The sequence below is a fragment of the Streptomyces sp. NPDC049541 genome (assembly GCF_044465725.1).
In the GTDB taxonomy this organism is placed as follows: domain Bacteria; phylum Actinomycetota; class Actinomycetes; order Streptomycetales; family Streptomycetaceae; genus Streptomyces.
In genome coordinates, this window is the sequence record NZ_JBITLY010000014.1 from 77,965 (window position 1) to 104,041 (window position 26,077).

Genomic DNA, 26,077 nt, shown 5'->3' on the forward strand with positions numbered 1-26,077 from the left:
GCTGGCGCGGGCATCTGGCAGCAACGCTCGCCCATCCTTGGGCCCAGCCGGTACACATCGTCGCGGGCGCCACCGCCCACGTGCGGTCAGCAGATCATCGGGACCGGGGTCAGCGTCGAGCTCCTCAGCACCCTCTCCGTGCCCAATCCCGACCCCAGTGGGTCGGGCGACCAGTCCTCACCATGCAAAACCTCCACCGCCAGCGCACTGAGCGGCGCACCCTCAGCGAATCCGAACTCCCGCAATGTCGCACGCACCTCGGCATCCGAGAACGTCGCCGTGCCGAACGGCGTCGACCAAGGCGACTCCGAGAAGCCCTGCTCGCTCCACGACGCGGGCTTGCGGCCGAGCAGGATGTTCCGTCGGTCCTGTCCGTCGACCTGGACTGCCTGCGCATACAGCAGCACCCACAGCGCGCTCCTCGGCGGTGCCGCCTGCACCACCGCGCCCGTCGCGACCGGCACGGCGAACGGCGCGCTCACCGTGATCCCGCTGGTGTCTCGCAGCGCGGCGCAAGACAGCTGTGGCGGCGGATGCTGTACACCCGTCACACGCAACGGCGGGCCGAACCGCCCCTGCGCCGTCGACCACACCGTCGCATGCCCGACCCGCAGTTCGTACGTGTAGAAGCCGAACAGCGCTGGGTCGTCGGGACCGGTCCCGGGCGGCAGCGGCAGCAGAAAGTGGTGCGGGGAGTCGCTGGATGGAATGAGCGGTTGCATCGCGTCGAGCCCCGCCCGGTCGTCCGACTGGCCTTCCACCACTACCCTGATCCACTCCGGGTCGACCGGCATCGGCGGCTCGGCCACCGAGACAGGCTCCTCCTCCGAGACGAACCGTGGTCTGCTGAGCAGCGGGTCGGGCGCCACTGCCAGCACACGCGCAAAGTAGGCGTCGTGCGGGTCGTCCGGCGGCCGGTCCAGCTCAAGCCACAGCATGCGGCGCCGCGGCGCGGTCGACGCGTAATCGGCGGACCGCTCGTACGGTGACAGCGCGATACCGGCCGACACCACGCGCGGGACCTGTGACGGCGCTACGGCCACCGGCAGTGCGATGCCCAGGTTCACGGCCGGATCGGCGGTCGGGCTCCCCTGGAACACCGTCTCGACCCGGTAGACGGGATGCTGCACGTCCGGGAACGCACCCGGCGCCGGGTGCGGCTCCACGGCGTCGAAGAACACCAGGTCGGTAGCGCCCCGGTCCGGCTCCCCCACCCCGTCGGGCAGGTGCAGCGCCTCGGCGCTGACACTGCGCCCAGGGGCGAACGCGCCAACCGGCGTGCCGTCGCGCAGCACCGTGATGCCGTCGTACGCCACACCGTCCCACGTCCAGTCGCGGTCGAGCCGCAGCCGCACCACGCACAACCAGCGCCGCGCGAGGTCGCTCGGCGACGCGAACGCGATGCTCGCGCCGTCGGGCCCAATGAGATGCCGCAGCGCGCCCGAGCAGCCGAAGACCGTCCGGCGGCCGGGAAGTCCTCGGAAGGCTCGTCCGTCATATGCGAGACCGAGGTGAGCGGCAAGGCGGGTGGCTATGTCGGCCGGGCGCTGGCCGCCGTCCCCGCCCGCGCGCTGCGCGGCCGCGACCGGGGAGTCGACGGGCGGGTCGGGCTGGAGGAGCACCGCACTGAAGCGGTGCCCGGGGGTGTCCTGCGCGAACAGCGCGGTCTCGTCGCGCGATTCGGCGCGCAGATCGAGGGTGACAGCCGGGCCGTGACGGATGTCATCCGCGCCGAAGTACGCGAGGACGGTGTCCTCGCGTCCCCGCGCGGCCAGGCGCAGGCGCACGTCGCGCGCGGTTGGAAGAACGACCGGGCCGGTCGCGGCGGCGAGAGTGCGGGCGTCGTGGACATCGGTCCACGACAGATCCACCGTCAGCGCAGCCTCGGGATCACTCGAGAAGGCCCGCTCAGTCTCATACAGCGTGACGTATCCGCTGTCGTCGCTCTGCGGATCCTGCATGAGCCCACGCGCCTGGACAGTGATGTGCACGGCGTCGACGTCCGGGTCGGGCAACGCGGCCTCACGGCCCTCCGCACGCGCGGTCGGCAGGTCGACGGTCAGCAGCCCGACCGGGTCCGAGTAGCCGCCGGTCATCACCACCGCCGGATAGCCGAGGAGGGGGCGACGGACGGTGACTGACGTCGGCGGCTGGGCGGGATGACCGTGCGCAGCATCGTCCCGACGAAGCAGCCCCGGCCGGATCCACCTCCTGCACGCACCCGACCCCACCGGTGACATGCCCGGCACAGACGGCGTCTCCTCGACCCCGGGGGCAGCCCATCCACGGGCGGTCGGCAGGGGCGTCCACGTTGTCGAGGAGAGGCACTGGGACGGACTGCCCACCGGCAAGGGACGCCGCACCACCACCGGCGATGTGACCCCGCCACCGCGTCGTGAAACGTCCACCACCAGCCAAGTCGGCCCACTGCAGGCTCTGTTGAACCGGACCACGGTCACCCAGATCGAGGTCGGCCGCCGTCCGCTGTCGGTCTATGACGAGCTGACCGGCACCCGGCCCTTCACCCCCAACTCCCCGACAAAGGAGTCCTCTTGAGCGAGCTGACCGGCAACCGCATCCGCACCACGGCCGGCAAGCTCGGCCTGCCCCACCTGGTGGAGACCATCAACGAATACATCCGCCGCGCGGACGAGGCGAAGATGGGCTACCTCGACTTCCTCGACCGGGTCCTGTCTGAGGAGCTGGCCGTCCGTGACGACCGCCGTTTCCGCTCGGGCCTGCGGCTGTCCAAGCTGCCGCACCACAAGACGCTGGACGAGTACGACTTCTCCTTCCAGCCCGAACTCGACCCGCGCAAGGTCAAGGACCTTGCCACCCTCTCCTTCGTCGAGGCCAAGGCCAACGCCGCTCTGCTGGGTCCGCCTGGGGTCGGAAAGACGCATATCGCCGTCGCGCTGGCGGTCGCAGCCTGCCGGGCCGGCTACTCGATCTACTTCACCAGCCTCGACGACATGGTCCGCCACCTCAAGAGCGCCGAGGCCGCAGGGCGGCTGCCCAGCAAACTCGGCACCTACCTGCGGCCCAGCGTTCTCGTGGTCGACGAAGTCGGCTACCAGCCCCTCGAACGCGCCGAGGCGAACCTGGTCTTCCAGGTCATCTCCAAGTGCTACGAGAAGGGCTCCATCATCCTGACCTCGAACAAGACCTTCGGCAAAGCGCACTTGTTCCGGCGAACCCGTGCGAGGTGCCGGGGAAGTTTCACAGGTTCGACCTTGCGGAGACGACGAAGAGGGTCGGTTGTGCCTTATCTCGCCGCAGTGATGACGTAGTCGATCGCGGTTGCGACGTCCTCGGCGACATGGGTGGGCTGGTAGGAGTCCTGGGCCCACGGCTGTCGGTTCGACACCCACACGCTTCGAAGCCCGAGCGCGTCGGCGCCGGCGATGTCGGCATGCGGGGAATCGCCGATAACCCACGCGCCGGCGAGGGACGCTCCGACAGCATCCGCAGCAGCCTGGAAGATCTCCGGTTCGGGTTTCTTGCGGCCGACCGCCTCGGAGATCGCCCAGCCCTGGACGAGCTGGTCGAGTCCGGTGCGACGGATCTTGGCTTCCTGTTGGGCAGTGCGGCCGTTGGTGACGATCACGCAGGTCCAGCCATCGGCCTGTGCTTTGTCCAGGGCCGCGCGGGAGAGGTCGGCCAGTACGACGCGATCGGCAGCGCCATGGTCGAGCAGGGCGTGGATGGCCGTGGTGGGCACCGTGTCCCGGTACCGGTCGGTCATGGCCGCGGCGACATCGTGGCGGGCGGTATAGCCGCTGGCGTCGAGAGCCATCACCCACGTGAGGTCGGTGTCGGGCAGGCGATGCTCGGTGAGGAATGCGGTGACGGCCTCACGGAAGGCGGCGTCGCGGTCGACCAGGGTGTTGTCGAGGTCCAGCATCAGCAACGGCATGATCGGCAGTAGATCACGGGCGATGATCTCGGGGCAGGTGGGATTCCTGTCCAGGGTCGACGTGGTCGGCGAGGTAGATGAGTGTGGCCTGGGGGTCCATGCCGAAGGCGGCGGCGACGAGCTTGGGGTCCATGGTGTTCACCAGGTCGACGAGACGGGTGCTGCGGATCAATCCGGGGCGGATACCCGCAGTCGTCAAGTACGTGGGAGAGATAGGCGGTTGAGGCCGGGCTTCGCCCGGCCTTGGTTCCTTTGGTGACCATCACGTGCGGGTTGGCCGTCGGCCATGCCTCGCGGTGGGCCAGGCAGCGTTGCAGCACGGTCCACGAGGCGGGATCCAGCGGGACGGGATGGGGTCGCTTGCCGAGCCGGACCGTCTGGGCTGCCGGGTCGATGTCGGTGACCTGCAGCATCCGGACCTCCGTGCTGGAGGCGCCGTGGAGCAGGGCGAGCATGCCGAGCAGGGCCTCGTGCGGATGAACGTGTTCGCTGATGGTCCAGCGGCGGAAGAGCTCGCGCTGCTGGTCGAGGGTGAGAGTCCGGCCGCGGAAGCCGCTCCGTTCCTTCACCATCAGGGTGCGGGTCGGGTCGATCAGCACGATGTGCTGGGAGCGGGCGAAGCGGAAGAACTGGCGGAGTGCCACGAGTCGGCGCTTGCGGGCCTTGGGCAAGGTGGCCAGGAAGGCTTCGACGTCGTGAACGTCGACCAGGGCCCAGTCGTTCTTGCCGCGGTATGCGGTGAGGAAGCAGGCCAGGTCCCGCAGGATGCTCAGTGCGGTTTCCAGGGTGTGGTCGGTGCGGGGGCGGGTTCCGGCCCGGCGGGCCCGGTCCTGGGCCCGCATCCGGGAGGCGTCGAAGGCTGCCACGGCTGGCCGAAGTGGTTCGGGGACGGCGTCGATGCGTCGCTTGCGCCGCCCGGCGGCGAGCCGTTCGGCCTGGTCCGTGGGCAGGGCCAGGCCGCGGAGGGTGAAGAAGTCCTCCAGCACGCGGGCGAAGGACCCCATCGATCGTCCGGGTCTGCGAGATCGCTCGAGCATGGCCTGGGGCGAGTTGGAGTGCTCGTCGTTCAGCAGTCGGCCCAGGTCTGTGACAAGGCCGCAGGCCCGTGTGACGCAGAAGCGGGCCGCGACATGCGCGACGAAGTCCAGGAGCCAGGCGGGTGGGTCGGCCAGCTGGTCGCGGAGGTGTTCGCCGCGGATGAAGGGGCGTCCGGGGTGCCGTTGCCAGCAGGCCGAGCACAAGCCCAGTCCGGCATGCCGCCGCAGCTGGCCGCACTCGCGGCAGATCCGGGGCGGCTGCTTGGGCGGGCCTGGGCGGGAGCACGACCCGCACCAGCCGGTGTCCTCGCGCAGATAGCCCGGCTTGCCGCAGCGAGGGCAGGGCTGCTGGGCGGCCAGTTGCTCGGCCCTGCGGCGACAGTCCCGGCAGAGGGGGCTGTCGGCCGAGCGGACCGGATGGCCGCACTGGTCGCAGACGCGCGAGCAGGTGATGCACCTGCCGGTGTCCTCCTGGAGGACACGGTCCTTGCCGCAGGACGGACACGCCGCCTTCGCGGCCTGCTCCTGCATCCGACGCCAGCACCGGCAGCAGTGTAGGCGGTCGCGATAGCCGACCGGCCCGCCGCAGGTGACGCAGTCCCTTTGCCTCTTGCCCATGGTGATCGCCGCCGGTCACAGGGGCGGCATCGACCGGCCCCGGGCGGAGGCGGCCTGAGGAAGCTCGGCGACGGGCCGAGGCGGTGCAACCCGCTGCTCGACGGGGGTGGTGTCGACCTCGATCAGATCGTTGGGGGTGCACTCCAGCGCGGTGCACAACGCGGCCAGCGTGGTCATCTTCACCTGCGAGGGCTCCTTGGTGAACAGCGCGGACACCGATGCAGAGGACAGCTCCAGGCCAGCCTTCTCGGCCAGCAGCCGCCGCAGTTCGGTGCCGGTCCACACCTCGCGCTGGGCGGCGGCCATCCGCAGCCGCCATCGGATCTTCATGCCGTGGTGTCCTTCCCGATCAACTCGGCCAGGGTGGCGGCAACAGCCCGCTGATAGGCGTCCTCGATGAACGTCGCGGAGGGCCGGACATAACGCATGGTCGAGCTGACCGTCCAGTGTCCGAGCATCTGCTGAATGGCCACCAGGTCGACGCCGCGTTCGTAGTTGTGGGTCGCGCAGGCCCGGCGCAGGGCATGCGGGCTGAACCGGTCCGCGGGCGGGCGTCCTTCGAGCTCCATGAGATAGCGCAGCCGGTTGCGGATCGTCCCGCGATGCAGGGCTCCGCCGGACTCGTCCGCGAACAGCACAGGAGAATCAGGGAACTTGGGCCGCACGTCCTCCAGGAACCACCGCAGCACCAAGTCCAGTCCGTCGAGCATGGGCACCCAGCGAGGACGCGGCCCGGAGGTGTGGGCTCCCTTGCCGAAGCGGACGTGCAGCTTGCCGAACGGGCCGCGGGTGAAGTGCACGTCCGGCTTGTCCAGCAGCGATGCCTCCTCCGAGCGGAGCCCGGCGTGATACAGCGTCCGGAACAGCGCATAGTCCCTCGCAGCAGGCCCGTATTTCCGGGCCGTCGCGATCCGCTGCTTCATGAAGTCGAAGAACTCCGCCACCCGCTCGGGCGTCGGCGGCGGTACGAGGGCCGGGGAGTCGTCGCCGACATGGCGGGAGGCGTTGAACTCGTCGACCGGACAAACCAGCCTCACGCCGAAGGCGGCCTCGATCTCGGCCGCCTTGCGGGCCTGCAGGAACCGGTGGAACCCCTTGAAGATCTGCACGTACTCGCGCCGGGTCGACGTCGCCCGGCCCTTCACCGCCAGGTCGCCGACCACCCGGTCGATGTCCTCGGGCGTCACCTCCCACGCAGGTCGGCCCAGGGCCGCGAGGGTTCGCTCCAGCAGACCGATGTCATTGTCGATGGTCACCGGGCTGAACCCGCGCGCCCGCCAGGAAGCGACGAACGCGTCGACGCACGCGGCCTGGAACTGCCACGGGTCTGTCGCCAGGGGGTCATGCGGGACGGCCCCGCCCGCAATGACCTGCAGTCTCGCCTCGGCCACCGGCACACCTTCCTCGCGCCTGAACGGTCAAGGCAGCACCTTGAAAGCCGGGGTGCTACCGCGAGAACCAACGAGGACCGTGAGAACGGGATACGGCCAGGTGGCAGCGGCAACTCTTGTGAGGGAACAAGTGCCAGCCCCAGATGGCTGGTCAAAGACGTTCACCGATCCGCGGCTTTGCGCGGCGATCGTGGACCGGCTCACCTTCAACGCCACCCTGATCGAGACCGGCACCGAGTCCTACCGGCTGGCCCGCACCAAGGCCAAGAACAGCGGGCTCCACTGACCACCATCGTCCAGGGACGCAGCACACGCCGTGTCCCACCGCGATGGCTAGATCCAGTTCGCCCACCCGAAGGTGAAGAGGTATGCCCGCCGCAGCGCGTCCCCTCCCCGCACTCCCCGCAGGAACATGACCAGCAGTGTCGCGAGGAACAGCACGGCAAACGCTCCACCGATGCCGGCACCGACCACGGCTCCTGCCGCAAAGCCCGCGACCACGCTCACCACGATCACAATCCCCAGACCGAAGTTCGCCGCAGGCAGGTCAGCACGCAACACCTCTCGCACCGCCCCACGGGCCGCACGCATGTCGGAGTCATACCGCTCTCGCGCTGCCACCGGATCGGCTTCGGGACCCTCGGGCCACTGCTGCACCAATTCATCCCCTCTACCTGATCGAGCCGGTCCCAAATCAAGGCGCCCGACGGGGCCACACCACGACGCCCCAGCTTCACCGATTATCCACAAACCGGGGCCATCTCAACTCGCCCCGGCGGGGCCACTAGTGAACGCCCTAGTGTCCTGCGCCAGTAGTTGATCGTTAGTAGTCGTGTGACTTCTGCTGCTGGTGCGTCAGTTCCTCGTCGGGGCCCGAAACTGGAGCCGTTGCTGCTGTCTGATGACGAGCGGGCGGCGTTGGAGCGGTGGACACGTCGGGCGGCATCGGCTCAGGCCCTGGCGTTGCGGGCGCGGATCGTGCTGGCGTGTGCGGGGCGGGACGTACCGCCGATTGTCGCGGTCGCCCGGGATCTGCGGGTGACCGCGGACACCGTCCGCAAGTGGCGGCGGCGTTTCCTCGCCCAGCGGCTGGATGGACTGGTCGACGAGCCGAGGCCGGGCCGGCCGCCCACCATCAGCGTCGATCAGGTGGAAGCGGTCGTGGTCACCACGCTGGAACAGCTGCCGAAGAACGCCACCCACTGGTCCAGGAAATCGATGGCCCAGCACAGCGGCCTGTCGAAGTCCACGGTCGGCCGGATCTGGCGGCAGTTCCAGCTCAGGCCATATCTGGCGGACACCTTCAAGCTGTCGACGGACCCGCTGTTCGTGGAGAAGGTCTACGACGTCGTCGGCCTGTACTTCAACCCGCCCGAGGGTGCGGTGGTGCTCTCGGTGGACGAGAAGTCGCAGATCCAGGCCCTGGACCGGTCCCAGCCGGTGCTGCCGATAATGCCGGGCATGCCCGAGCGGCGCACCCACGACTACGTCCGAAACGGTCTGACCACCTTGTTCGCCGCGTTCGATGTCGCCAGCGGTGAAGTCATCACGGCCCTGCACCGTCGGCACCGGGCCGTGGAGTTCAAGAAGTTTCTGATCCGCATCGACAAGGAGGTTCCCGCACACCTGCAGATCCACCTGATCGTCGACAACTACGGCACCCACAAAACCCCTGCGATCAAGGCCTGGCTGGCCAAACACCCGCGGTTCGAGCTGCACTTCACCCCGACCGGTTCCTCCTGGATCAACCAGGTCGAGCGGTGGTTCGGCTACCTCGCGCACCAGATGATCCGCCGCGGCGCACACAAGAACATCCAAGCCCTGGAAGCCGACATCCGTGCCTGGGTCAAGGACTGGAACGAAGACCCCAAGCCGTTCATCTGGACCAAGACAGCCGAAGAGATCCTCGACTCCCTTGCCCGCTTCTGCCGACGGATCTCTGGCGCAGGACACTAGCCACTCGACAGGCAAGACCCGCGCGTGCTGGGAAGCGATCCAACCCCTGGCGCAGCAGGGCTGGCGGCTGTGGCACCCGGTCACGCCCACGCGTGCCGAGGCAGTCCTGCGCGGCCTCAAGAGGGTTCAGCCTCGAACGGTGGTGTGGCTCAATGAGGCCCAGACCTATCTGGGCCAGCCACGCCTGGGCGAGGATCTTGCCGCGGCCCTGCACGAGCTGCTCACGCGGCCCGACCAGAGCCCGGTCCTTGTCCTGGGCACCCTGTGGCCCGAGGCGGCAGCCCAGTTCACCGCTTCGCCTTCGCCGGGCACGCCCGACCCGCACTCGCGAACGCGCGAGCTGCTCAGCGGACGGCTGATCCACGTCCCGGACACCTTTGACGAGGAAGCCCTCAAGTCTGCACGCGCGTTGGCCCAGCACGGCGACACACGTCTAGCTGAAGCGCTCGTCTGGAACCACCACGGCCGCGTGACGCAGTGGCTCGCGGCCGGTCCTGCCCTCGTCGCCCGGTACGCCAACGCCACACCGGGGGCCCGGGCCATCCTGAACGCAGCGATCGATGCGCGCCGGCTTGGCGTGGGTGAAGACCTCCCCATCTCCTTCCTCATCGCAGCAGCGGTGGGCTACCTCTCAGACTCCGAGTTCGACCAGCTCCTGACGACTGGGCCATTAGCGCCCTGGCCGAAGCCACCCAGGCCGTCTCCACAGAACAGGTCCCGCTCGGCGCGGTACGGGCCCCCCTGGAAGCCGGGCCTTCCCAGGCTGCGGAAACCGACTGGGCATACCGTGTTGCCGATTACCTGGTCCAGATCGGCCGCACCGAGCGGCGCACGCAGTTCCCACCCGCCTCCTTCTGGTACGCCGCCTATGAGCGCCTGACGGCCTCAGACCTAGTTGCCCTGTCCACCGCTGCCTTCAAGAGCGCCCGGCTGCAGTGGGCGAACTATCTGATCCAGCATGCCGCCGAACTGGGCGGTGGTGCCATCGGTGGCTCGGCAACCCTCTATGCGCAAGCTGCCATGCGAGAGCACGCCGGTGATCGTGAGGCCGCCGAACTCCTGTACCAACAGGCCGCCAATGCCCTCGATCCCCTCGCCCTGTTCCGCCTCGCCCGGATGTACGAGCAGACAGGCGACGCCGACGGGATCGGACGCCTCGCCCAGAAAGTCGCCGACGCCGAGGGGTTCCTCCCCCTCACGGCTGCCCATGAGCAGGAGGAAGCCGGCGACCGCGAAGGCGCCGCGCTCCTGTACCAGGAGGCCGCCGAGGCCGGCCATCCCCTCGCCCTGTTCCGCCTCGTCCAGATGCACGAGCAGACAGGCGACATCGTAGGAGCTGAGTTCTTCGCCCGGAAAGCCGCTGACGCCGGCTACGCCTGGCTCTTCGATCACCCGGCCCGATGGCCCAACGGACTCGACCCTGAGGGCACACCACTCTGACCCCAGGTCTGGCTGTCCGAGCTCGACGGGGCGCAGCTGGTCGACGTGTCCCCGTTCTGGGCCAGCAGTCCGGTGCTGGTGGTATTCACGGCGGCCGGGGGGCAAATGGCATTCCGCGTCATCGACTGCCCGTCGGCGCCGGCCGACCGACGGGCAGTCACCCGCGGCGCAGCCGGCTGATCACGGCCTGCGCGGCCGCGATCGCGTCGAGGGCAGCCTGTACCGCCCGTCCTTGCGCCCTCGCTCGGGTCATTGTGGCCGCGCCGGCGTGTGTGGTGGCCTCGCCCAGCAGCTCGTCGATGCGGTGGACGACCTCCGTGACGGCTGCGGCGGCGTCGGGGGCGAAGGAGACGTCGGCACCCGCGAGTTCGTATTTCAGGGCCCGCAGCGTCTGGCAGTCGGCGATGGTCGCCATCGTGTCCGCATCACCGAGCAGTTGGATCTGCACCTGAATGCGGCGCAGGAGCTTCGCCAGCTCGGTGAGATCGTCGCGGTGGTTGTCGATGCGGCGCCAGCGGCGAGCCAGTTTCCAGCCGGTGACTGCGAGACCAATGGCGACTGCGGCGCTCAGCAGGCCGAGCAGGATCGGCGTCGTCTCGACCCCCGAGGAGGCGATGCGGTAGTGGCCGCCGGTGGTAACGCGCGAGCCGATGCCGACCAGCGGGTACCTGCTGTCCGCAAGATTCACGTCCCCTCCCGGGAATTCTCAGTTCGCTGGGTGCGAATGGTTCTACTGAGGAAGACGTCCGACACGGCATTGTTCACCAACTGCTGGTGAGAGCGCGAATACGCAGATGCGGCCCTTACCGAAGCACGGGCCGCATCCACTTTGCAGGGTGATTCAACTCGTGAAGAGTTGATGTTCTTGCAGAATGATTTTTCCGTGTGGTGGATCGTTCCCCGGTAGCTCAACTACCGGGGAACGATCCGATCTAGGGAGTGGAACCTTTCCTCCACCGAATGCATGACCCCGTAGGTCTGCTATCGATGAGGATCGGCATATGTGACGTCACCTCGCGGGTGACGTCCTACCAGTACCGTATGCTGTTGTTTTCTGCGAGTATTCTCTCCGAGTTGTACAGCCTCCCAGGAACGGGGAACAGGATTATCGTGGACTGAGGGCCCTTCGGACGCCTCAACTTTCGTGAGCTTGCCTTCCCACGGCTCCACTTTGTGCACCCTTCCACTCTTCAACCGTCAGCTTCGCGAGTTGGTCCCCTCCGGCTGCGGCGCGGATCCACCACTCGCGAGCCTCGTCTTCACGACCGAGGTACTGAGCCTTTTCCATCATCAGTCTGAGCTGGCCAGATGCAGGGTGAGGATGGCTTGGACAAGGGCGGTGATCCGGGTGGTTGAGCAGCGGAGCTTGCGGAGGAGCCGCCAGGACTTGAGGGTGGCCATGGCCTGCTCGACAAGCGCGCGGATCTTCGCGTGGGCTCGGTTCACCGACTGCTGACCGGTGGAGAGAGTCTCCCATCGCCCCCAGCACGGTGTGCGGACCGTGCCGCGGGCACCCCGGTAGCCCTTGTCGGCCCAGCACTTGATGCCAGCCCCGGCAAGGGCATCGACGATGCCGTGTTCGCGGGCCGCGCGGATGTCGTGGACAGCTCCGGGCAGGGCCGGCGAAGCCCACAGCAGCCAGCCGAAGGGATCGGCGAGAACCTGCACGTTCATGCCGTGCTTCTTGTGTTTACCGGAGTAGAAGGGCCGGTCCGCGGCGATGCGGTCGATTGGCAGGAGCGTGCCGTCCAGGAGCAGATACGCCTTCGTCGACGCGGCGCGGACGGCGTCGGCCAGGGCGGGCGCGAGGGCGGCCAGGAGGTCGACGGCCTCGGTGACATATCGGTACGCGGTCGTGGTTCCGACGCCGAATCCGGCCGCGAGCTGGGCGTAGGGGTGTCCCACCCGCAGGTGGGCAAGCGTGAGGAGAGCCTGACGGCCAGCACCCAGCCGCCGCCAGCGGGAGCCGATCACCCGACGATGCCGCCGCAACTCCTGGGCGAGGAAGCGAAGGGCGGAGCTGGACACGTCGATGCCCGACGGGTAAACAAGCACGTGAAGCCTCTGGTGAGATGGTTCTCTTGGTCGAAAACCATCTACCAGGGGCTTCACCACGTTGTCACCCAACTGCTGTGACTGAGTTCCGAACCGCTGATTCAACCGCCGCTTGGTGTGCTGCCGTAGAGCTCGCGAAGCCGGGCAGCAATGGCCCTCGTCGCGGCTTGGTTGGCGTCGAAGTACTCACGGCGATGGCCCGGATCGCTTCCAGACTCGCGGGTCCAATACATCGGGTAAGCGGCAGCTGTCAGACGATCCACCGCCTCGATCACCGGACGATGCAGCAGCAGGGCGGACTCATGGCTGCACCTCACGGTCGCATGCATGGCCGCTGCCCGTAGCTCCAGCCCATCATCGCTCTCGCGCCAGTCCAGCCCTGCAGCCTCGGCCTTCGCCTGCGGGATTGCAATCGCATTCACCCTACTCAGAAGGTCGTGAATGGCTATGTGGACGGCGCGGAGCCCTTCACGTTCAAACGCTACTCGCTCCAGGTGAGCGGCTTGCTGACGTTCCGCGCTGCGAACGTCCTGCACGTTCTGCGTCGTCCACCGGTTACGGAATAGCTCCAGCAGAAAGCTGGCGACGAAGCCGAGGACAAGCGTGACCAGGGGCAGCAGCACGTCGACCATGCTGCACACCATGGCCGCCCTGGCTCTGCGTGTCCATGGGGCTATCAGGATCAGTGATCTCCAGACGGCGAGGATCTGGCTGAGCGCAGGGCGGCCAACTGAAGCACTCAATGGCCAGCCCCGTTGCTCAGTCACAACTGCCGGACTGAGCAACGAGGTTGGAAAAGCCTCAGTCACACACGGGTGTCGCAGCCGGTCTGCTGGTGCCGGCCTACGTAGCGGTAGTGCGCCGCGAGAACAGGTGAATCACTGGTGCGGACGGTTGGAACACCGCGCTGAGGGAATCCAGGAGGGACTCTGGGACGTGGCTGGGGCGGGATGGCGTGTTGTTTCGCCTGCGGAAGCGGCTCCGATAGCTGCCCTGGCGGAAGAAGTCCATCTGACGCCCGTATTCATCCCACGGGACACTTGATTGTGACGGTGCACGAGGCCATCGCATCCGGATATGACGGCGGACGCTCCCGCACACGAGCGCTGCTCAGCATCGGTGGCATCGGGCCTGCCCTCCGCGGTCTGTACGGGAAGGGCAGGCCCGGCGTCGGCCTAACGGAGGGCCGAGCCGATGGCGATGCCGGCCACGCCGACGACGATCGCCGGGATGCCGAGCGCGGCGGCCTGCTGCCTAGCGAATCGGCTCGTCGGTGTCCATGGGGAAAGGCTCCTTCCTCAAGCGCACTTGAGGTCAAGGCGTCTCTCTCGGAGTTCAACGAGTCACCGAGTTCAACGAGTCCATTGAGTTCAATGAGTTCCAGCGTGATTGCCTCGACAGTTCTCATCCGAGGTCCAGCCTGCTGTGAACCGACTGCGCGAAGTGGGTCAGGGTGCGGTCGCTGGTCATCAGTTCGGCGGCGGCGAGGCGGACGTCGAAGTGTTCGCTGGCGCGCACCAGGAATTCGGTGCTCAGCAGCGAGTCGAGGCCGAAGTCGGTCACCGGCCGCGCGGGATCCAGTTCCTCGGGGTCGCTGTGCAGAACTGCGGCGAGCAGCCGGGCCAGCGTCCGGGTGATCGCCGCCCGGGCGTCGTCGGGTGTCATGGCGGCCAGTTCGCGCAGCAGGTCCGCGCGGCCCTCCGGGCCCGGGGCCGCGTCGGCCGGCACGAGGCCGCTGAAACGGGCCGTGCCCAGGGAGGGCAGCAGGCGGCGGGCGCGGGTCCAGCGGTAGCGGCCGATGCCCGCGACGTCGATGGCCGGGTGCAGCAGGTCCTCGGCGGTGCTGAGGGCTTCGGCGACGGTGAGGGGTTGGAAGCCCCGCTCGGCCATGGCGTCGCCGATGGCGTGGCGGGCGACGTACCCGGTCTCGCCGATCGGGCCCCAGGCGAGGGCGGTGGCCGGCTGTCCCTGGGCGTGTCGGGCGCGTGCCTGGGCCTCCAAGTAGGCGTTGCCAGCCGCGTAAGGGGCCTGTCCGATGTTGCCGACGGCCGCGGCGATCGAGGAGTAGGTGAGGAACAGGTCGAGATCGTGGTCGGCGGTGAGGCGTTCCAGCTGGGCGGCGCCCTCTGCTTTGGGAGCCAGGACGGCGGTGAACCGGTCGCCGGGGAGATCGGAAAGAGGCGCGTCGTCGAGGTGCATCGCTGCATGGACGACGCCGCGCAGCCGATGCCCGCCTGCGTCGACCGTGTCGATGACCCGGCGCAGAGCCGCCTCGTCGGTGACGTCGGCCGCGTAGGCGGTGGCATGTACGCCCCGTCGGGTCAGGTCGTCCAGGAGCGCCGGTGCCTCGGGGGTGGCCTCGCCACGGCGGGAGACCAGTGCGAGATGGCGGGCACCGTGGTCGGCCAGCCACCGCGCGGTCGCGGCGCCGAAACCGCTCAGCCCACCGGTCACCAGGTAGGTGCCGTCGGCGTCCAGGGCGGGTACGTGGGGCGCGGGTTGTACGGGCACGGGTTCGTCCAGCGGGATCTGGCCGACCTCATCGAACGTGTTGACGTGCTGATCGAAGGCGTCGACCTGATCGAACGAGAGGACCACCTTGCCGATGTGCCGCGAATGCTGCAGAACCTGAAAGGCCTCCTCCACCCGAGCGGCCGGATAGACCGTGTGCGGCAGTGGCCGGTACACGCCGCGTTCGATGTGGGGGACGAGGTCGGCGACGAGCCGGGTGCCGCGGTCGCGGTCCAGCAGTGCGTGGTCGAGGTTGAAGCCGATGAAGGTCAGGCTGCGGTCGAAGGAGCGCAACGGCAGCGTGTTGTTGAGGAAGATGTCACGCTTGCCGAGCTCGACGAAGCGGCCGTTGGGCCGCAGCAGGTCGAGTCCATGGGTGATCGCTTCACCGCTGAGGGAGTTGACCACGACGTCGACGCCCCGGCCGTCGGTGAGTTCGCGGACCTGTGGAACGAAGTCCAGGCTGCGTGAGTCGAGCACGTGCCGGGCCCCGAGGGTGCGCAGCAGGTTCCGTTTCGTCTCCGTCCCGGCGGTGGCGATGACGTGGGCACCGCGGGCGTGGGCGCATTGCAGCGCGGCCAGGCCCACGGCGCCGGCGCCGCCGTGCACGAGAACCGTCTCACCCGGAGCCACGCGCGCCTGGTCCACCAGGGCGTGATGCACCGTCAGGAAGGCGACGGGGAAGGTCGCCGCCTCGGCGTAGCTCATCCCTTCGGGGATCTTGATCAGGCCGTAGTCATGGGTGACGCCGTGCGAGGCGAGGGCTGCGGGAATGGCGCCGCAGACCCGGTCGCCGACCGCGAAGTCGCTCACGCCGGGGCCGACGGCGCGGACGATGCCGGCACCGTCGGTGCCCAGCCCACGGCTGAGCGGGCTGTCCTCCACGGCTTCGGGCGGCAGCAGCCCGTTGGCGCGCATGGGGTCGCGGTAGTTCAGCGCCACGGCGCGCAACTGGACGACGACTTCACCCGGACCGGGCTGCGGGACAGTCGTTTCCCGCCAGACCAGGCGCCGGGCAGGGCCGGGGTCGCGGGCCTCGAGGAGGAAGGGCACATCGAGGGGAACGGCGGGAGGCTCGTCGGCCGGATGCTCGACGTGCAGGGGCGTGAAGCGGCCGGCCGCCGTGAGAACGACCTCGTCCTCGGCCTCGCCCCCGACCGCGCTTTCGCTCTCGTCCGGCGTGTGGCCTGCGGTGAGCAGCTCCGCGGCCAGCCGCCGGGCGTCGTCGGCCGGGTCCGCCGCGCGGTCGAGGGAGATGCGTCGCAGTCCCAGGTCGGGCCGTTCGTTGGCCAGGGTGCGGGCGGCACCCCAGACGGCCGCGTCCTCGGGGTGCGCGGGGCGTTCCGGCGCGGGGAAAAGACCGGTGGGGCGCGTGACCAACCACACCTGTGCGGCGCGGTCGGCGGGCAGATTCCGGCAGGCGGCGGCCAGGGTGCGGAGGACACTCGCGCGATGGCCGGTCCGGGCGACGGGCTGTCGCGGTTCGGGCTCGGCCAGCAGCAGGACGATACGCGGCGCGGCCTCGGTGGGCAGTGCTGCCGTCCATGCGTCGGTGTCGGTGGGGACGGGCAGGACCGTGGCGGGGCCCAGCAGCGCGGCGAGTTCCCGGGCGGTCGGGGCCTCGGTGTCGGTCTCCGTGGCGACGAGCCAGGCCGCGCCCGGCGGGGACGGGGGGAGGACGGGCGTATCGGCCGGTACACGCGGGGTGGCGGCCACCAGAACCGAGTGGTCCGTGGGCCCCGTCTGCCAGGGGCTGGTGAAACCGCAGCGCTCCAGGAGCGGCGTCCACTCGCCGCGGGGGAGCAGCCGGGTGGTGGGGCGCAGGGTCCGGTCACTGCGCGTCCACAAGGGCTCCAGGCCGCCCAACAGCAGGGCGTCGAGCCGATCGTGGTGCTGTTCGGTCGCCATCAGGTGGCCGCCCGGGGCGAGGAGGGACCGGACGTGTCCCAGCGTGGCGGTCAGATCGGCGGTGGCGTGCAGGGCGTTGCCGGCCAGGACCAGGTCGAAGCCGCCCGGTGGGAAGCCCTGGACGGCCGGGTCGGCGTCCAGGTCGAGTGTGCGGTACTCGATGAAGCGGCAGGCGGCGAAACGGTGCCGGAAGCGGGCGAAGGAGGAGTTGGCAGGGGCCGTACACGTGTAGTGGGTGCGGTCGGCCGGCAGCATCGGCAACGCGGCGGCCGTCAGGGCCGTGGTGGTCGCGCCCACCTCCAGGACACGCAGCGGACGGTCGGCGGGCCAGTCGCGGACGATCCGGTCGAGCAGCGCCTGCACCACCCGTTGGGTGAAACGGTGCGCGGGCGAGGTCTCCTGGTGCTGTTCGAGGAAGCTCTCGCCGACGGGCAGCAGGTCACGTGCGTCGAGGGCGCCGCGCAACACGTCGGGCAGATGCCGCAGCTGACCATTGATCAGCAGCGCGACCGGGGCGAAACGGGGGTGATCCTCCAGCAGGCCCCGCAGGGACGCCTCGGGGCACGCCGTGACGCCGGTCAGCCGCCAGCCCTCCCCGTCCGTCTCGGCCAGCCCCTGCTCGACCAGCAGGGGCAGCATCAGACGCACCAGCCTGCGATGCCGGGGCGCCAGGCCCTGGCCGACCAGATCCGGCATGGTGAAGGGCCCGTCCGGTCGGGGCACCAGTCCGCGCAGGGCCGCCGCCCAGCAGTGCGCGCCGACCCGTTCCGCGGCGGCCGTGAACCGGTCGTGGCCGCTGACGTCCAGTTCCGCACGGACGGCGGCGATCCGCGCGCGGGCGGCGTGAGCCACCTCGGGCGGAGTAGGCAGCGGGGACGGCAGGGCGGGCACCGACGGGAGCGGGGCCGCGCGCAGGACGGTGCGCTGGACGGTCAGCGGGGCGTGGTCGGTGAGCAGGGCACGGCGGGTGCGGCACTTCTCGATCTCGGCGGTGACGGTGCCGTCGAGGTCCGCGTACGTGATGTCCCAGCACACCTCGTTGGCACTGCGGCTGCGTCGCCGCAGGTGGACGACGCCCTCCGGCGCGGGGGTACGCCATACCCGTACCGCCCCGAAGGCCGACGGCAGATAGCCGGCGTCCTCCCGGGTCGGCCGGTCGGCCAGCGCGACGGTGGCCTGCAAGGGTCCGTCCAGCAGCACGGGGTGGACCGTGTAGGCGTCGGTCGGGTGGTCGAGCCGGTACCACGCCAGCAGCTCGCCGTCGCCGACGTCCAGGGTGTGCAGGAGCTGGAACGCCGGACCGCACTCCAGCCCGACGCGGTGGCAGTGGGCGTAGTAGTCCGGGCCGGTGAGAGTGCGGGGGCAGCGGGCCTTGACCGCGGCGATGTCCAGTGGATCGGGGGCGCTGCTCAGCCGGGTGCGTACCTGGGCGCGGACGACCGACTGGACCTCGGCGCCGCGGGTGTCCCGCGTGCTGATGGTCAGCGCGCCGTCGGACGGGGTGACCGCGGTCTGCAGCGCGGCACCCGCCGGGTCCGGCCAGTCGATCGCGAACGGGCGGGAGATGTGCAGGTGCCGCACCTCCACCGGCCGGTCCAGCGCTCTGAGCCCGGCCGTGACAGCCATCTCCACATAGGCGGCGGCAGGCATCAGCACGCTGCCGTCGATCCGGTGGTCGCCCAGCCAGGGCACGAGCTGCGGCTCGACGGTGCCGTGCCACAGGGGGTGGGGCGCGGGCAGCCGCTCGCCGAGCAGAGGGTGGTCCAGTACTCCGGAGCCGCTGGTGTGCAGGACGAGATCCTGCGGGGTGCCGTGCCAGTGCCGGTCGCGCTGCCATGGGTAGGCGGGCAGGTCCACAACTCTGCCGGGATGCGGGAAGTGCGTCGGCCAGTCCACCTCGGCACCGGCCGCGAGCAGAGTGGCGACCGCGGCCGACACCTCGCGCGGCCCGTCCCCGTCCCGGAGCAGAGTCGGAACGTAGGCCAGGCCCGTGCGGCGCAGGTAGGGGCGCAGCACCGGGTGCGGGCCGAGCTCGACGACGATGCCGATGCCGTCTTCCGTGAGGTGGGCCATGGCCTCGGCGAAGCGGACCGGCTCGCGCACGTTGCGCCACCAGTACGCCGCGTCAAGCTCGGGCCCGGTCAGCGGGGTTGCCGTGACGGTGGAGACGAACGGCACCCGTGCCGTGCCGGGGGTCAGACCGGCGAGGGCGGCGCGCAGGGGTTCCTCGATGGGGTCCATGGCGCGGCTGTGGAAGGCGTAGTCCAGGGCCAGCTCGCGGAAGAAGACGTCACGGGCGGTCAGTTCGGCACCGAGTGCGGCCAGGGCGTCGGGGTCGCCGGCGACCGTGACGTCCCGGTCGCTGTTGATCCCGGCGATCTCCAAGGCCCCGCCGAAGCGCGCCACTTCCTCGCGGGCCTCCTCCTCGGCCAGACCGACGGCGGCCATGAGACCGCGGCCCGCCGTGGCGGCCTGGGTGCGGCTCCGCTGGGCGAGCACCAGCGCCGCCTGCTCCATGGTCAGCGCCCCGGCGGCGTACGCTGCGGCGACCTCCCCGACGCTGTGCCCGGCAACCGCAGCCGGGCGCAGTCCCTGGGCGGTCAGCAGGGCGGTCAGGCCCACCTGCACGGCGAACAGCACCGGTTGGGCGATCTCCGTACGCGCCCAGCGAGCCGCCGCGGGGCGCTCCAGCTCCTTGGCCACGGACCAGCCCAGATGCGGGGCCAGCGCGGCGTCGGCCTCTTCGACAGCGGCACGGAAGACGGCGTCACCTGCCATCAAGTCGGCGGCCATTCCGGGCCATTGGGAAGCATTGCCGGAGTAGACGAAGGCCACGCCGCCGCGCTCGGCCTTGCGGGCCACGGCACCGCAGGACGGCGTGTCGGCGAACAGGCTCTGCAGTCGGTCGGCCGCCTGCCGCGGATCGGCGGCCACAACGGCGGCACGGTGCGGGTGGGCACTGCGCCGCAGCGTGCTGGTGCGGGCCAGGTCGTAGAACTCCTCCGGGGCGATTTCACGCAGCCGCGCGGTCATCCGCTCGCTCAACTGCCGCAACGCCTTGGGGGACCGCGCGGAGATCACCACCGGCACCGGCCTGTCCGCCCGTTCCGGTCCGGGCGGCGTAGGCACGGGCACCGCAGGGGGTGGTACGACGATGGCGTGGGCGTTGGCGCCGCCGAAGCCGAAGGAGTTCACCCCGACCGCTGCCCGCTCGGAGCGGGGCAACTCCACGGGCGTCACGGTGGGAGCCAGGCCGAGCGCATCGAAGTCGATGGCCGGGTTGAGTGGCAGGGCGTGCAGGGATGCGGGTGCGATCCGGTGACGGAGCACCAGGATCGCCTTGAGCAGGCCCGCCATGCCCGCGGCTGGCTCCAGGTGGCCCAGGTTGGACTTCACCGACCCGACGGGCAGCGGGCCCACGCCGCGCGGCGCGCCGAGGGCCTGGCCGATGGCCCGGGCCTCGGCGGGGTCGCCGACCGGCGTGCCGGTGCCGTGCGCCTCGAAGTAGACCAGGTCGTCCGGGCTGATCCCGGCCTCCAGACACACCGCGCGCAGCAGCGCCTCCTGCGCCTCCCAACTGGGCAGCGTCATACCGCTGGTACGGCCGTCGGAGTTGCTGCCGGTGCCGGCCAGGACGGCGTGGATGCGGTCCCCGTCGGCCACCGCGTCCGCCAGCCGCTTCAGCACCAACACCGCGCCGCCCTCGGCCCGTACGAAGCCGTCGGCGTCGGCGGAGAAGGCAGCGCACCGGCCGCGCCGCGACAGCATCCCCGCGTAGGAGAACCCGGCGTACGAGAACGGGGTCACCAGCACGTTGACCCCGCCCGCCAGGGCCACCCGGCTGGTGCCCTCGCGCAGGGTGCGGCAGGCGCGGTCCAGTGCCACCAGGGACGAGGAACAGGCCGTGTCGACCGCCATGCTGGGGCCGCGCAGGTCGAAGGCGTACGACAGGCGGTTCGCCGCGATGGACAGGGTGGCGCCGGGCATGGTGTGCGGGCTGGTGTGGTCGTCCAGCATCGACAGGACGGTGCCGTAGGCCGGATCGGAGACTCCCACATACACGCACGTGTCGGACCCGGCGAGCGCCTCGGCCGGGACGGCCGCGTCATCCAGCGCCTCGGCCGTCATCTCCAGCAACAACCGCTGCTGCGGATCGATGTGCGCCGCTTCCTTGGGCGAGATGCCGAAGTACGCGGCGTCGAAGGACGCGATGTCGTCGAGAAAGCCCCCGGCGGCGGTGTAGCTGCGGCCCGGGCGCACCGTCCCCGGATCGACGAACCGATCTTTGGGAAACCGGTCCGGCGGCATGACCCCCACGAGGTCGCGCCCGTCCCGCAGTGCTGCCCACAGCCCGTCCAAGTCGGCGATGCCGCCCGGCAGTCGGCAGCCGACACCCACCACCGCCACCGACCGGTCGTCCCGTCCCAAAGCCATGCCCCGCCCCCTGTTGCCCCGCTTGTCCGGTCCGAGCGGGAGGACACTCCCCACGTGACCAGGCGGCCAAGGCCCGATTCACCCGCGAGTGTGACCTTAATCAGCCAGGCGAGTGATCTTTAGGTCACGGTGCGTGACCGGCCGTTACGGTGGCGCGGTGCTCGAAGCCCCGCGTGCCCGCTTGACAGCAACCGCCGTCCACCTGCCGTCCCGCTACCGGACCATGGAGGAGATCCGGGCTGGGATCGCCGCCGCCGGAAGCCCCTACGTACCGCCGCCCAGCCTGCTCGAGGACATCACCGGCGTGCGCGGCGTCCACACCTGCGAGCCAGGGGTGTGCGCGTCGGACCTCGCGGCCGCGGCCGCCCGCAAGGCCCTCGAGGACGCCGGCATGACCATCGACGCGGTGGACCTGCTGCTCTTCGCCGCCACCAGCCAGGACATGATCGAACCGTCGACCTCGCACATGGTGGCCGCCAAACTGGGCGCCACCTGCCCGGTGTTCGACGTGACGAACGCCTGCGTCAGCGTGCTCAACGCGATGGAGGTGGCCACCGCGTTCATCGCCACCCGCCGCTACCGCACGGTGCTGATCGCCTGCGGCGAAGTGGGATCCATGGTCACGCGCTGGCACGTCCCCGACCACGAGGCCCTGCTGCGAGCCATGCCCGGCTACACCGTCTCCGACGCCGGCGCCGCCATGCTGCTCACCGCCGGGCCCGCCGGGGACAACGCCCCCGGTGTGCTCACCCTGCGGTTCACCGCGGAGTCCACCGCCTGGAACGCCTGCACCGTCAGTGGTGGCGGCTCCGTGCACCCCCGTTCGCTCGACGACGAGCACGTGACCATCAGGCTCAACGGCGACCTGCTGCGCACCGCCGCCGTGGAGGGCCTTACTTTCCTCCACCAGTCGGCGGAGCGGGAGATGGAGGCGGTCCGCTCCAGCGCCTTCATCGCCGTCCACCAGATCGGTATGCCGCAGTTCCAGGAGATGGTCGACAAGCTCGCGCTGCCCGCCGACCGGTGCATGCCCGCCGTGGCCGAACACGGCAACTGCGCCGCGGCCTCGCTGCCCCTGCAACTGGTCAAGGCACAGGAGGCCGACCGCGTCGAGCCAGGGGACACCGTGGCGATGCTCGGCCTGGCCAGTGGCATGAGCTTCGGTCTGGCGCTGGTCCGCCTGTGACCGCCGAGAGCCGGCGTACGGCCGCCCCCACGCACTCCTCCGTCCTCCACCAGTTGCTGCCCGGCTACCCCGCCCGCGAGCACTGGCGGCTCGTACCGTCGACCGGCCAGCACTACCTGGACCTCGGCACGGGCGAACCGCTGCTCCTCCTGCACGGCAACCCGACCTGGAGCTACGCCTGGCGCAAACTCCTTCCCGCGCTGGCCCCGCACGCACGCTGTCTGGCCCCGGATCTGCCGGGCCTCGGCCTGTCCCAGCATCTCGCCCTGCCACGGGACCCGGCCGCCCGCTACCAGGCCCAGCTGGATCATCTGGACGCCCTCTACCAGCACTTGGTCCATCAGGAGGGCGTCCCGGCGCGGGGCTGGACATTCGTCGTCCACGACTGGGGCGGCCCGCTCGGCTTCGCCTGGCTGTTGCGCAACCCGGGCATCGTCTCGCGCCTGGTGGTCCTCAACACCATCGCCTTTCCCTGGCCAGACGGTTATCGGCTGCCGTTCTACCTGCGCTGGATCAGGGATCACCGGCCCGTCGCCGCCGCTGTCCACGCCACCAACGCCTTCGCCCGGACCACGGTCCGCGTCGGCGTCACCCACCCGCTCAGTCCCGCCGAACGGCGCGCCTATCTGCTCCCTCACCGGCGCCGGAGCAACCGCCGCGCGATCACGGAGTTCGTCCGCGCCATCCCCCGGGGCGACGCGGACCAGGCGTGGCGGCTGCTCGAACCGTCCGCCGAATCCGACGACTTGCGACGGATCCCGATGTTCATCGGATGGGGCATGCGGGACCCGGTCTTCACCCCGCTGGTCCTCACCGAGTGGACCCGCCGCCATCCCCACGCCGTCGTCCGCCGCTACCCGAACGCCGGCCACCTCGCCATGGAGGACGCCGGGGACGAACTCGGCGTCGACATCCGTGCCTTCCTGCAAGGACAGCGATGACCACCGCACAGGACAGCATCTTCGCCCGCCTGACCCGGCTGAGCGACCACGCCGAGTCGGACGCCCTGATCCGCTGCTCCGGCGCTCGCGCATCGCAGACCATCACGGCGGCCCAACTCCTGGACGGCTGCCGCCGCACCGCGGACATCCTCCGGGCGGCGGGAGTACGACGCGGCGACAAGGCCGTGGTCATGACCCGCGACGCCTACGAACTCTTCGTGGCGGTCAACGGGTTGGCCCTCCTCGGTGCCGTCCCCGCCCTGATCGAGCCCCGCGCCGAGGTGCGGCGCTGCCTGGACGAGATCGGACCCGGCGTCTTCATCGGGGAACGTTTGGCCCACGTCGGGCGCAGAGCCCTGGGCTGGGGCCGCGGCCACATCCACACGGCCCTGGTCACCGGCGGTCGATTCCCCGGCCAGGACCGGCTCTTGGGGCACAGTCTGCCGCTGGCGGTCGCCGATGGAAACGGCCACCGCCCACCGTCCCTCGCCCCGGCGCCGCACGACGAGGACCTGGCGATGATCGCCTTCACCTCCGGCTCCACCGGCCGGCCCAAGGGAGTGGAGTACCGTCACGCCAGCATCGTCGGGCAACTCACCGCATTGGCCGCCGTCCTGCGGCCCGAACCCGACGACGTCCTTCTCTCCTGCTTCCTGCCGATCGCCCTGTTCGGCCCGCTTCTCGGCATGACCACCGTCGCTCCGCAGATCAACCATCTGGCCCCGGCGCGCACGCCCCCCGGACACATCGTCGGCCCGCTCCTGCACCACAGGGCGACCGCCGTCGTGGCCTCACCGGCCGTCCTCCGGCTCATCGCCGGCCACTGCGCCCGCAACGGCCTGACGCTGCCTTCAGTACGCAAGGTGCTGTCCTTCGGCGCGTCACTGCGCCCCCACCTCGCCGAGGCCCTGGCCAAGGTGCTGCCCGCCGAGGCGGAGATCCTCAGCGTCTACGGCGCCACCGAATGCCTGCCCGTCGCCGCCATTGACGCCGGCGCTCTGCGCGAGCTGCGTACCGAGCCACCGCCGGGCCACAGCGGCACCTGCCTGGGCCCGCCCCTGCCGGGCATCGAGGCGCGCATCCTGGACGCCGACGCCACCGGACTGGGGGAGATCGCCGTCGCGGGCCCCGTGGTCAGCCCCGCCTATCACGCCCGCCCCGACGCCACCGTCACGGCCAAAACGGTCGCCGACGGCACACTGTGGCACCGCACCGGCGACCTGGGACGCCTCGACGACGAGGGCCGCCTGTGGTACCTCGGCCGCAAAGCGCACCTCGTGACCGGAGAGGGCTTCACCCTCACCACCGAGGACGTCGAGGCCGCCGCCGACACCGCCTCGGGGGTCCGCCGCACCGCCCTCGTCGGCGTCGGCCCCGTCGGACGGCAACAGGCGGTCCTCTGCGTCGAGCCCGAGCCCGCCACGAGCAAGGACGCGATCCTGGACACGTTGCGTGCCGCCCTCGGCAGCCATCGGGACGGCCACCGCATCGGCACCGTGCTGTTCCACCCTCGCTTCCCCACCGACATCCGCCACAACTCCAAGATCGACCGTGCCCGGCTCGCCGCCCGCGCCGCCAAGCGTCTGCGGAGCAGCGGGCGATGAGCGTCCTGGTCACCGGTGGAAGCGGCTTCCTCGGGCAGGAGATCTGCCGTCAACTCGTCGCCCGGGCCACCCCGGTCACGTCCCTCAGCCGCCGGCCCAGCCCCGCCCTGGAGAGACTCGGCGTGCGGCAGCACCAGGGAGACCTCGCCGACCCGGCCGCCGTCTCCCGCGCGGTCGCCGGCTGCGAGGCCGTCATCCACAACGCCGCCCTCGCCGGCGTCAGCGGCCCTCTTCTCCCGTACTGGAACACCAACGTGCGGGGCACCCGCAACGTCATCGACCAGTGCCGCGCCCACAGGATCGGCACCCTTGTCCATACGTCCACCGCCAGCGTCGTCTTCCAACCGGGCGGCCTACGGAACGCCGACGAACGCCGCCCCTACCCCCGCAGGCACCTGGCCGCCTACCCCCGCACCAAGGCCCTGGCCGAGGCCCTCGTCCTGGCCGCCAACGGCCCCGACCTGGCCACCGTCTCCCTGCGCCCGCACATCATCTGGGGCCCCGGCGACCCGCACTTCGCACCGGCCCTGGCACGCGCCGTGCGCGCGGGCCGCCTGGTGATGCCCGGTGACGGCACCAACCTCGTCGACACCACCCACCTGCACACCGCCGCCCACGCGCACCTGCTCGCCCTGGACCGACTCCAGCAGGGCCGCCCCATCGGGGGCCGCTCCTACTTCATCACCCAGGACGACCCCCGCCCGCTGCGCGACATCACCGCCCACTTCCTGCGCGCGGCGGGCCTTCAGGCGACCTGGTGCACCGTGCCGACGCCTCTGGCCCAGGCCGCCGCAGCAACCTGCGACACCTTCCTGTGCCTGACCGGACGCGCCCGCACACACGCGCTCAGCCGCTTCCTCGTCGCCGAGCTGGTCCATCCCCACTGGTTCAGCATCGCAGCCGCACGCCGCGACCTGCAGTTCGAGCCACCGATCACCTTCGACGCGGGGATTGCCGCGCTGTCGGACCCAGCACCACCGGCAGCGCGGTAGCTCCGCCCCTTCAGGTGGATCCTCCGGGCGGCCGACTGACGCCTTCAACCAGCACCCCGACCAGGATTTCCGAGCCCGTGAGCTGCAC

19 protein-coding genes and 1 pseudogene are annotated in these 26,077 nt (G+C 70.3%); 9 read left to right on the forward strand and 11 right to left on the reverse strand.

From position 1 onward, the window contains the following. Positions 1-86 precede the first annotated feature (86 nt). On the reverse strand, positions 87-2,102 hold the full coding sequence (locus tag ACIBW9_RS36940) for a hypothetical protein (protein ID WP_398961542.1): 2,016 nt from the start codon (positions 2,100-2,102) through the stop codon (positions 87-89). A gap of 136 nt (positions 2,103-2,238) precedes the next feature. On the opposite strand from ACIBW9_RS36940, the gene ACIBW9_RS36945 reads away from it, so the two are divergent. Continuing rightward, a complete protein-coding gene (locus tag ACIBW9_RS36945; protein WP_398961543.1) occupies positions 2,239-2,556 on the forward strand; it encodes a hypothetical protein in 318 nt (105 codons plus the stop codon). Continuing rightward, positions 2,553-3,290: an IS21-like element helper ATPase IstB gene (gene istB / locus ACIBW9_RS36950; RefSeq protein ID WP_398961545.1), complete on the forward strand. Its 738-nt coding sequence runs from the start codon at positions 2,553-2,555 to the stop codon at positions 3,288-3,290. The genes ACIBW9_RS36945 and istB overlap by 4 nt, the downstream gene beginning before the upstream one ends. Here the strand turns inward: istB and ACIBW9_RS36955 are convergent. From ACIBW9_RS36955 to ACIBW9_RS36970, 4 genes are all read right to left on the reverse strand, one after another. Further along, entirely contained in the window at positions 3,266-3,916 is a 651-nt protein-coding gene (locus ACIBW9_RS36955) for an HAD family hydrolase (protein WP_398961547.1), read from the reverse strand. The genes istB and ACIBW9_RS36955 overlap by 25 nt on opposite strands. Further along, on the reverse strand, positions 3,904-5,484 hold the full coding sequence (locus tag ACIBW9_RS36960) for a site-specific integrase (RefSeq protein WP_398961549.1): 1,581 nt from the start codon (positions 5,482-5,484) through the stop codon (positions 3,904-3,906). Before ACIBW9_RS36960 ends, ACIBW9_RS36955 begins: the two co-directional genes overlap by 13 nt. Before the next feature lie 102 nt (positions 5,485-5,586). Then, positions 5,587-5,901, reverse strand: a complete 315-nt coding sequence (locus ACIBW9_RS36965) for a helix-turn-helix domain-containing protein (RefSeq protein ID WP_398961551.1) — start codon at positions 5,899-5,901, stop codon at positions 5,587-5,589. Further along, positions 5,898-6,962: a tyrosine-type recombinase/integrase gene (locus ACIBW9_RS36970; protein WP_398961553.1), complete on the reverse strand. Its 1,065-nt coding sequence runs from the start codon at positions 6,960-6,962 to the stop codon at positions 5,898-5,900. Before ACIBW9_RS36970 ends, ACIBW9_RS36965 begins: the two co-directional genes overlap by 4 nt. Positions 6,963-7,107: 145 nt before the next feature. On the opposite strand from ACIBW9_RS36970, the pseudogene ACIBW9_RS36975 reads away from it, so the two are divergent. Beyond that, a pseudogene (locus ACIBW9_RS36975) lies at positions 7,108-7,248 on the forward strand (ATP-binding protein); the annotation flags it as partial. A gap of 47 nt (positions 7,249-7,295) precedes the next feature. Here the strand turns inward: ACIBW9_RS36975 and ACIBW9_RS36980 are convergent. Continuing rightward, on the reverse strand, positions 7,296-7,619 hold the full coding sequence (locus ACIBW9_RS36980) for a hypothetical protein (protein ID WP_398961767.1): 324 nt from the start codon (positions 7,617-7,619) through the stop codon (positions 7,296-7,298). Positions 7,620-7,796: 177 nt separating this feature from the next. Between ACIBW9_RS36980 and ACIBW9_RS36985 the strand changes: the two genes are divergently transcribed. Beyond that, the gene (locus ACIBW9_RS36985; RefSeq protein WP_398961555.1) at positions 7,797-8,918 is read left to right on the forward strand and encodes an IS630 family transposase; all 1,122 of its coding nucleotides are present in this window, start codon (positions 7,797-7,799) and stop codon (positions 8,916-8,918) included. Positions 8,919-9,057: 139 nt separating this feature from the next. After that, entirely contained in the window at positions 9,058-9,798 is a 741-nt protein-coding gene (locus tag ACIBW9_RS36990; RefSeq protein ID WP_398961556.1) for a hypothetical protein, read from the forward strand. A gap of 11 nt (positions 9,799-9,809) precedes the next feature. On the opposite strand, the gene ACIBW9_RS36995 is transcribed toward ACIBW9_RS36990, so the two are convergent. The 5 genes from ACIBW9_RS36995 to ACIBW9_RS37015 all read right to left on the reverse strand — a co-directional run bounded on the left by ACIBW9_RS36995 (position 9,810) and on the right by ACIBW9_RS37015 (position 21,266). Then, on the reverse strand, positions 9,810-10,310 hold the full coding sequence (locus tag ACIBW9_RS36995; RefSeq protein WP_398961558.1) for a hypothetical protein: 501 nt from the start codon (positions 10,308-10,310) through the stop codon (positions 9,810-9,812). Positions 10,311-10,515: 205 nt separating this feature from the next. Then, positions 10,516-11,046: a hypothetical protein gene (locus ACIBW9_RS37000; RefSeq protein WP_398961560.1), complete on the reverse strand. Its 531-nt coding sequence runs from the start codon at positions 11,044-11,046 to the stop codon at positions 10,516-10,518. A gap of 602 nt (positions 11,047-11,648) precedes the next feature. Continuing rightward, the gene (locus ACIBW9_RS37005) at positions 11,649-12,413 is read right to left on the reverse strand and encodes a transposase family protein (protein WP_398961562.1); all 765 of its coding nucleotides are present in this window, start codon (positions 12,411-12,413) and stop codon (positions 11,649-11,651) included. A gap of 101 nt (positions 12,414-12,514) precedes the next feature. Beyond that, positions 12,515-13,045, reverse strand: coding sequence for a hypothetical protein (locus ACIBW9_RS37010; protein WP_398961564.1), 531 nt, complete (start codon positions 13,043-13,045; stop codon positions 12,515-12,517). A gap of 772 nt (positions 13,046-13,817) precedes the next feature. After that, positions 13,818-21,266: an SDR family NAD(P)-dependent oxidoreductase gene (locus ACIBW9_RS37015; protein ID WP_398961565.1), complete on the reverse strand. Its 7,449-nt coding sequence runs from the start codon at positions 21,264-21,266 to the stop codon at positions 13,818-13,820. Between the two features lie 157 nt (positions 21,267-21,423). On the opposite strand from ACIBW9_RS37015, the gene ACIBW9_RS37020 reads away from it, so the two are divergent. From ACIBW9_RS37020 to ACIBW9_RS37035, 4 genes are read left to right on the forward strand one after another with little or no spacing between them, the layout of a single operon-like run. Continuing rightward, the gene (locus tag ACIBW9_RS37020; RefSeq protein ID WP_398961567.1) at positions 21,424-22,452 is read left to right on the forward strand and encodes a 3-oxoacyl-ACP synthase III family protein; all 1,029 of its coding nucleotides are present in this window, start codon (positions 21,424-21,426) and stop codon (positions 22,450-22,452) included. Beyond that, on the forward strand, positions 22,449-23,393 hold the full coding sequence (locus ACIBW9_RS37025) for an alpha/beta fold hydrolase (RefSeq protein WP_398961569.1): 945 nt from the start codon (positions 22,449-22,451) through the stop codon (positions 23,391-23,393). Before ACIBW9_RS37020 ends, ACIBW9_RS37025 begins: the two co-directional genes overlap by 4 nt. Then, positions 23,390-24,997, forward strand: a complete 1,608-nt coding sequence (locus ACIBW9_RS37030; RefSeq protein WP_398961570.1) for an AMP-binding protein — start codon at positions 23,390-23,392, stop codon at positions 24,995-24,997. Before ACIBW9_RS37025 ends, ACIBW9_RS37030 begins: the two co-directional genes overlap by 4 nt. Then, positions 24,994-25,989: an NAD-dependent epimerase/dehydratase family protein gene (locus ACIBW9_RS37035; protein WP_398961572.1), complete on the forward strand. Its 996-nt coding sequence runs from the start codon at positions 24,994-24,996 to the stop codon at positions 25,987-25,989. Before ACIBW9_RS37030 ends, ACIBW9_RS37035 begins: the two co-directional genes overlap by 4 nt. The last annotated feature ends 88 nt before the right edge of the window (positions 25,990-26,077 follow it).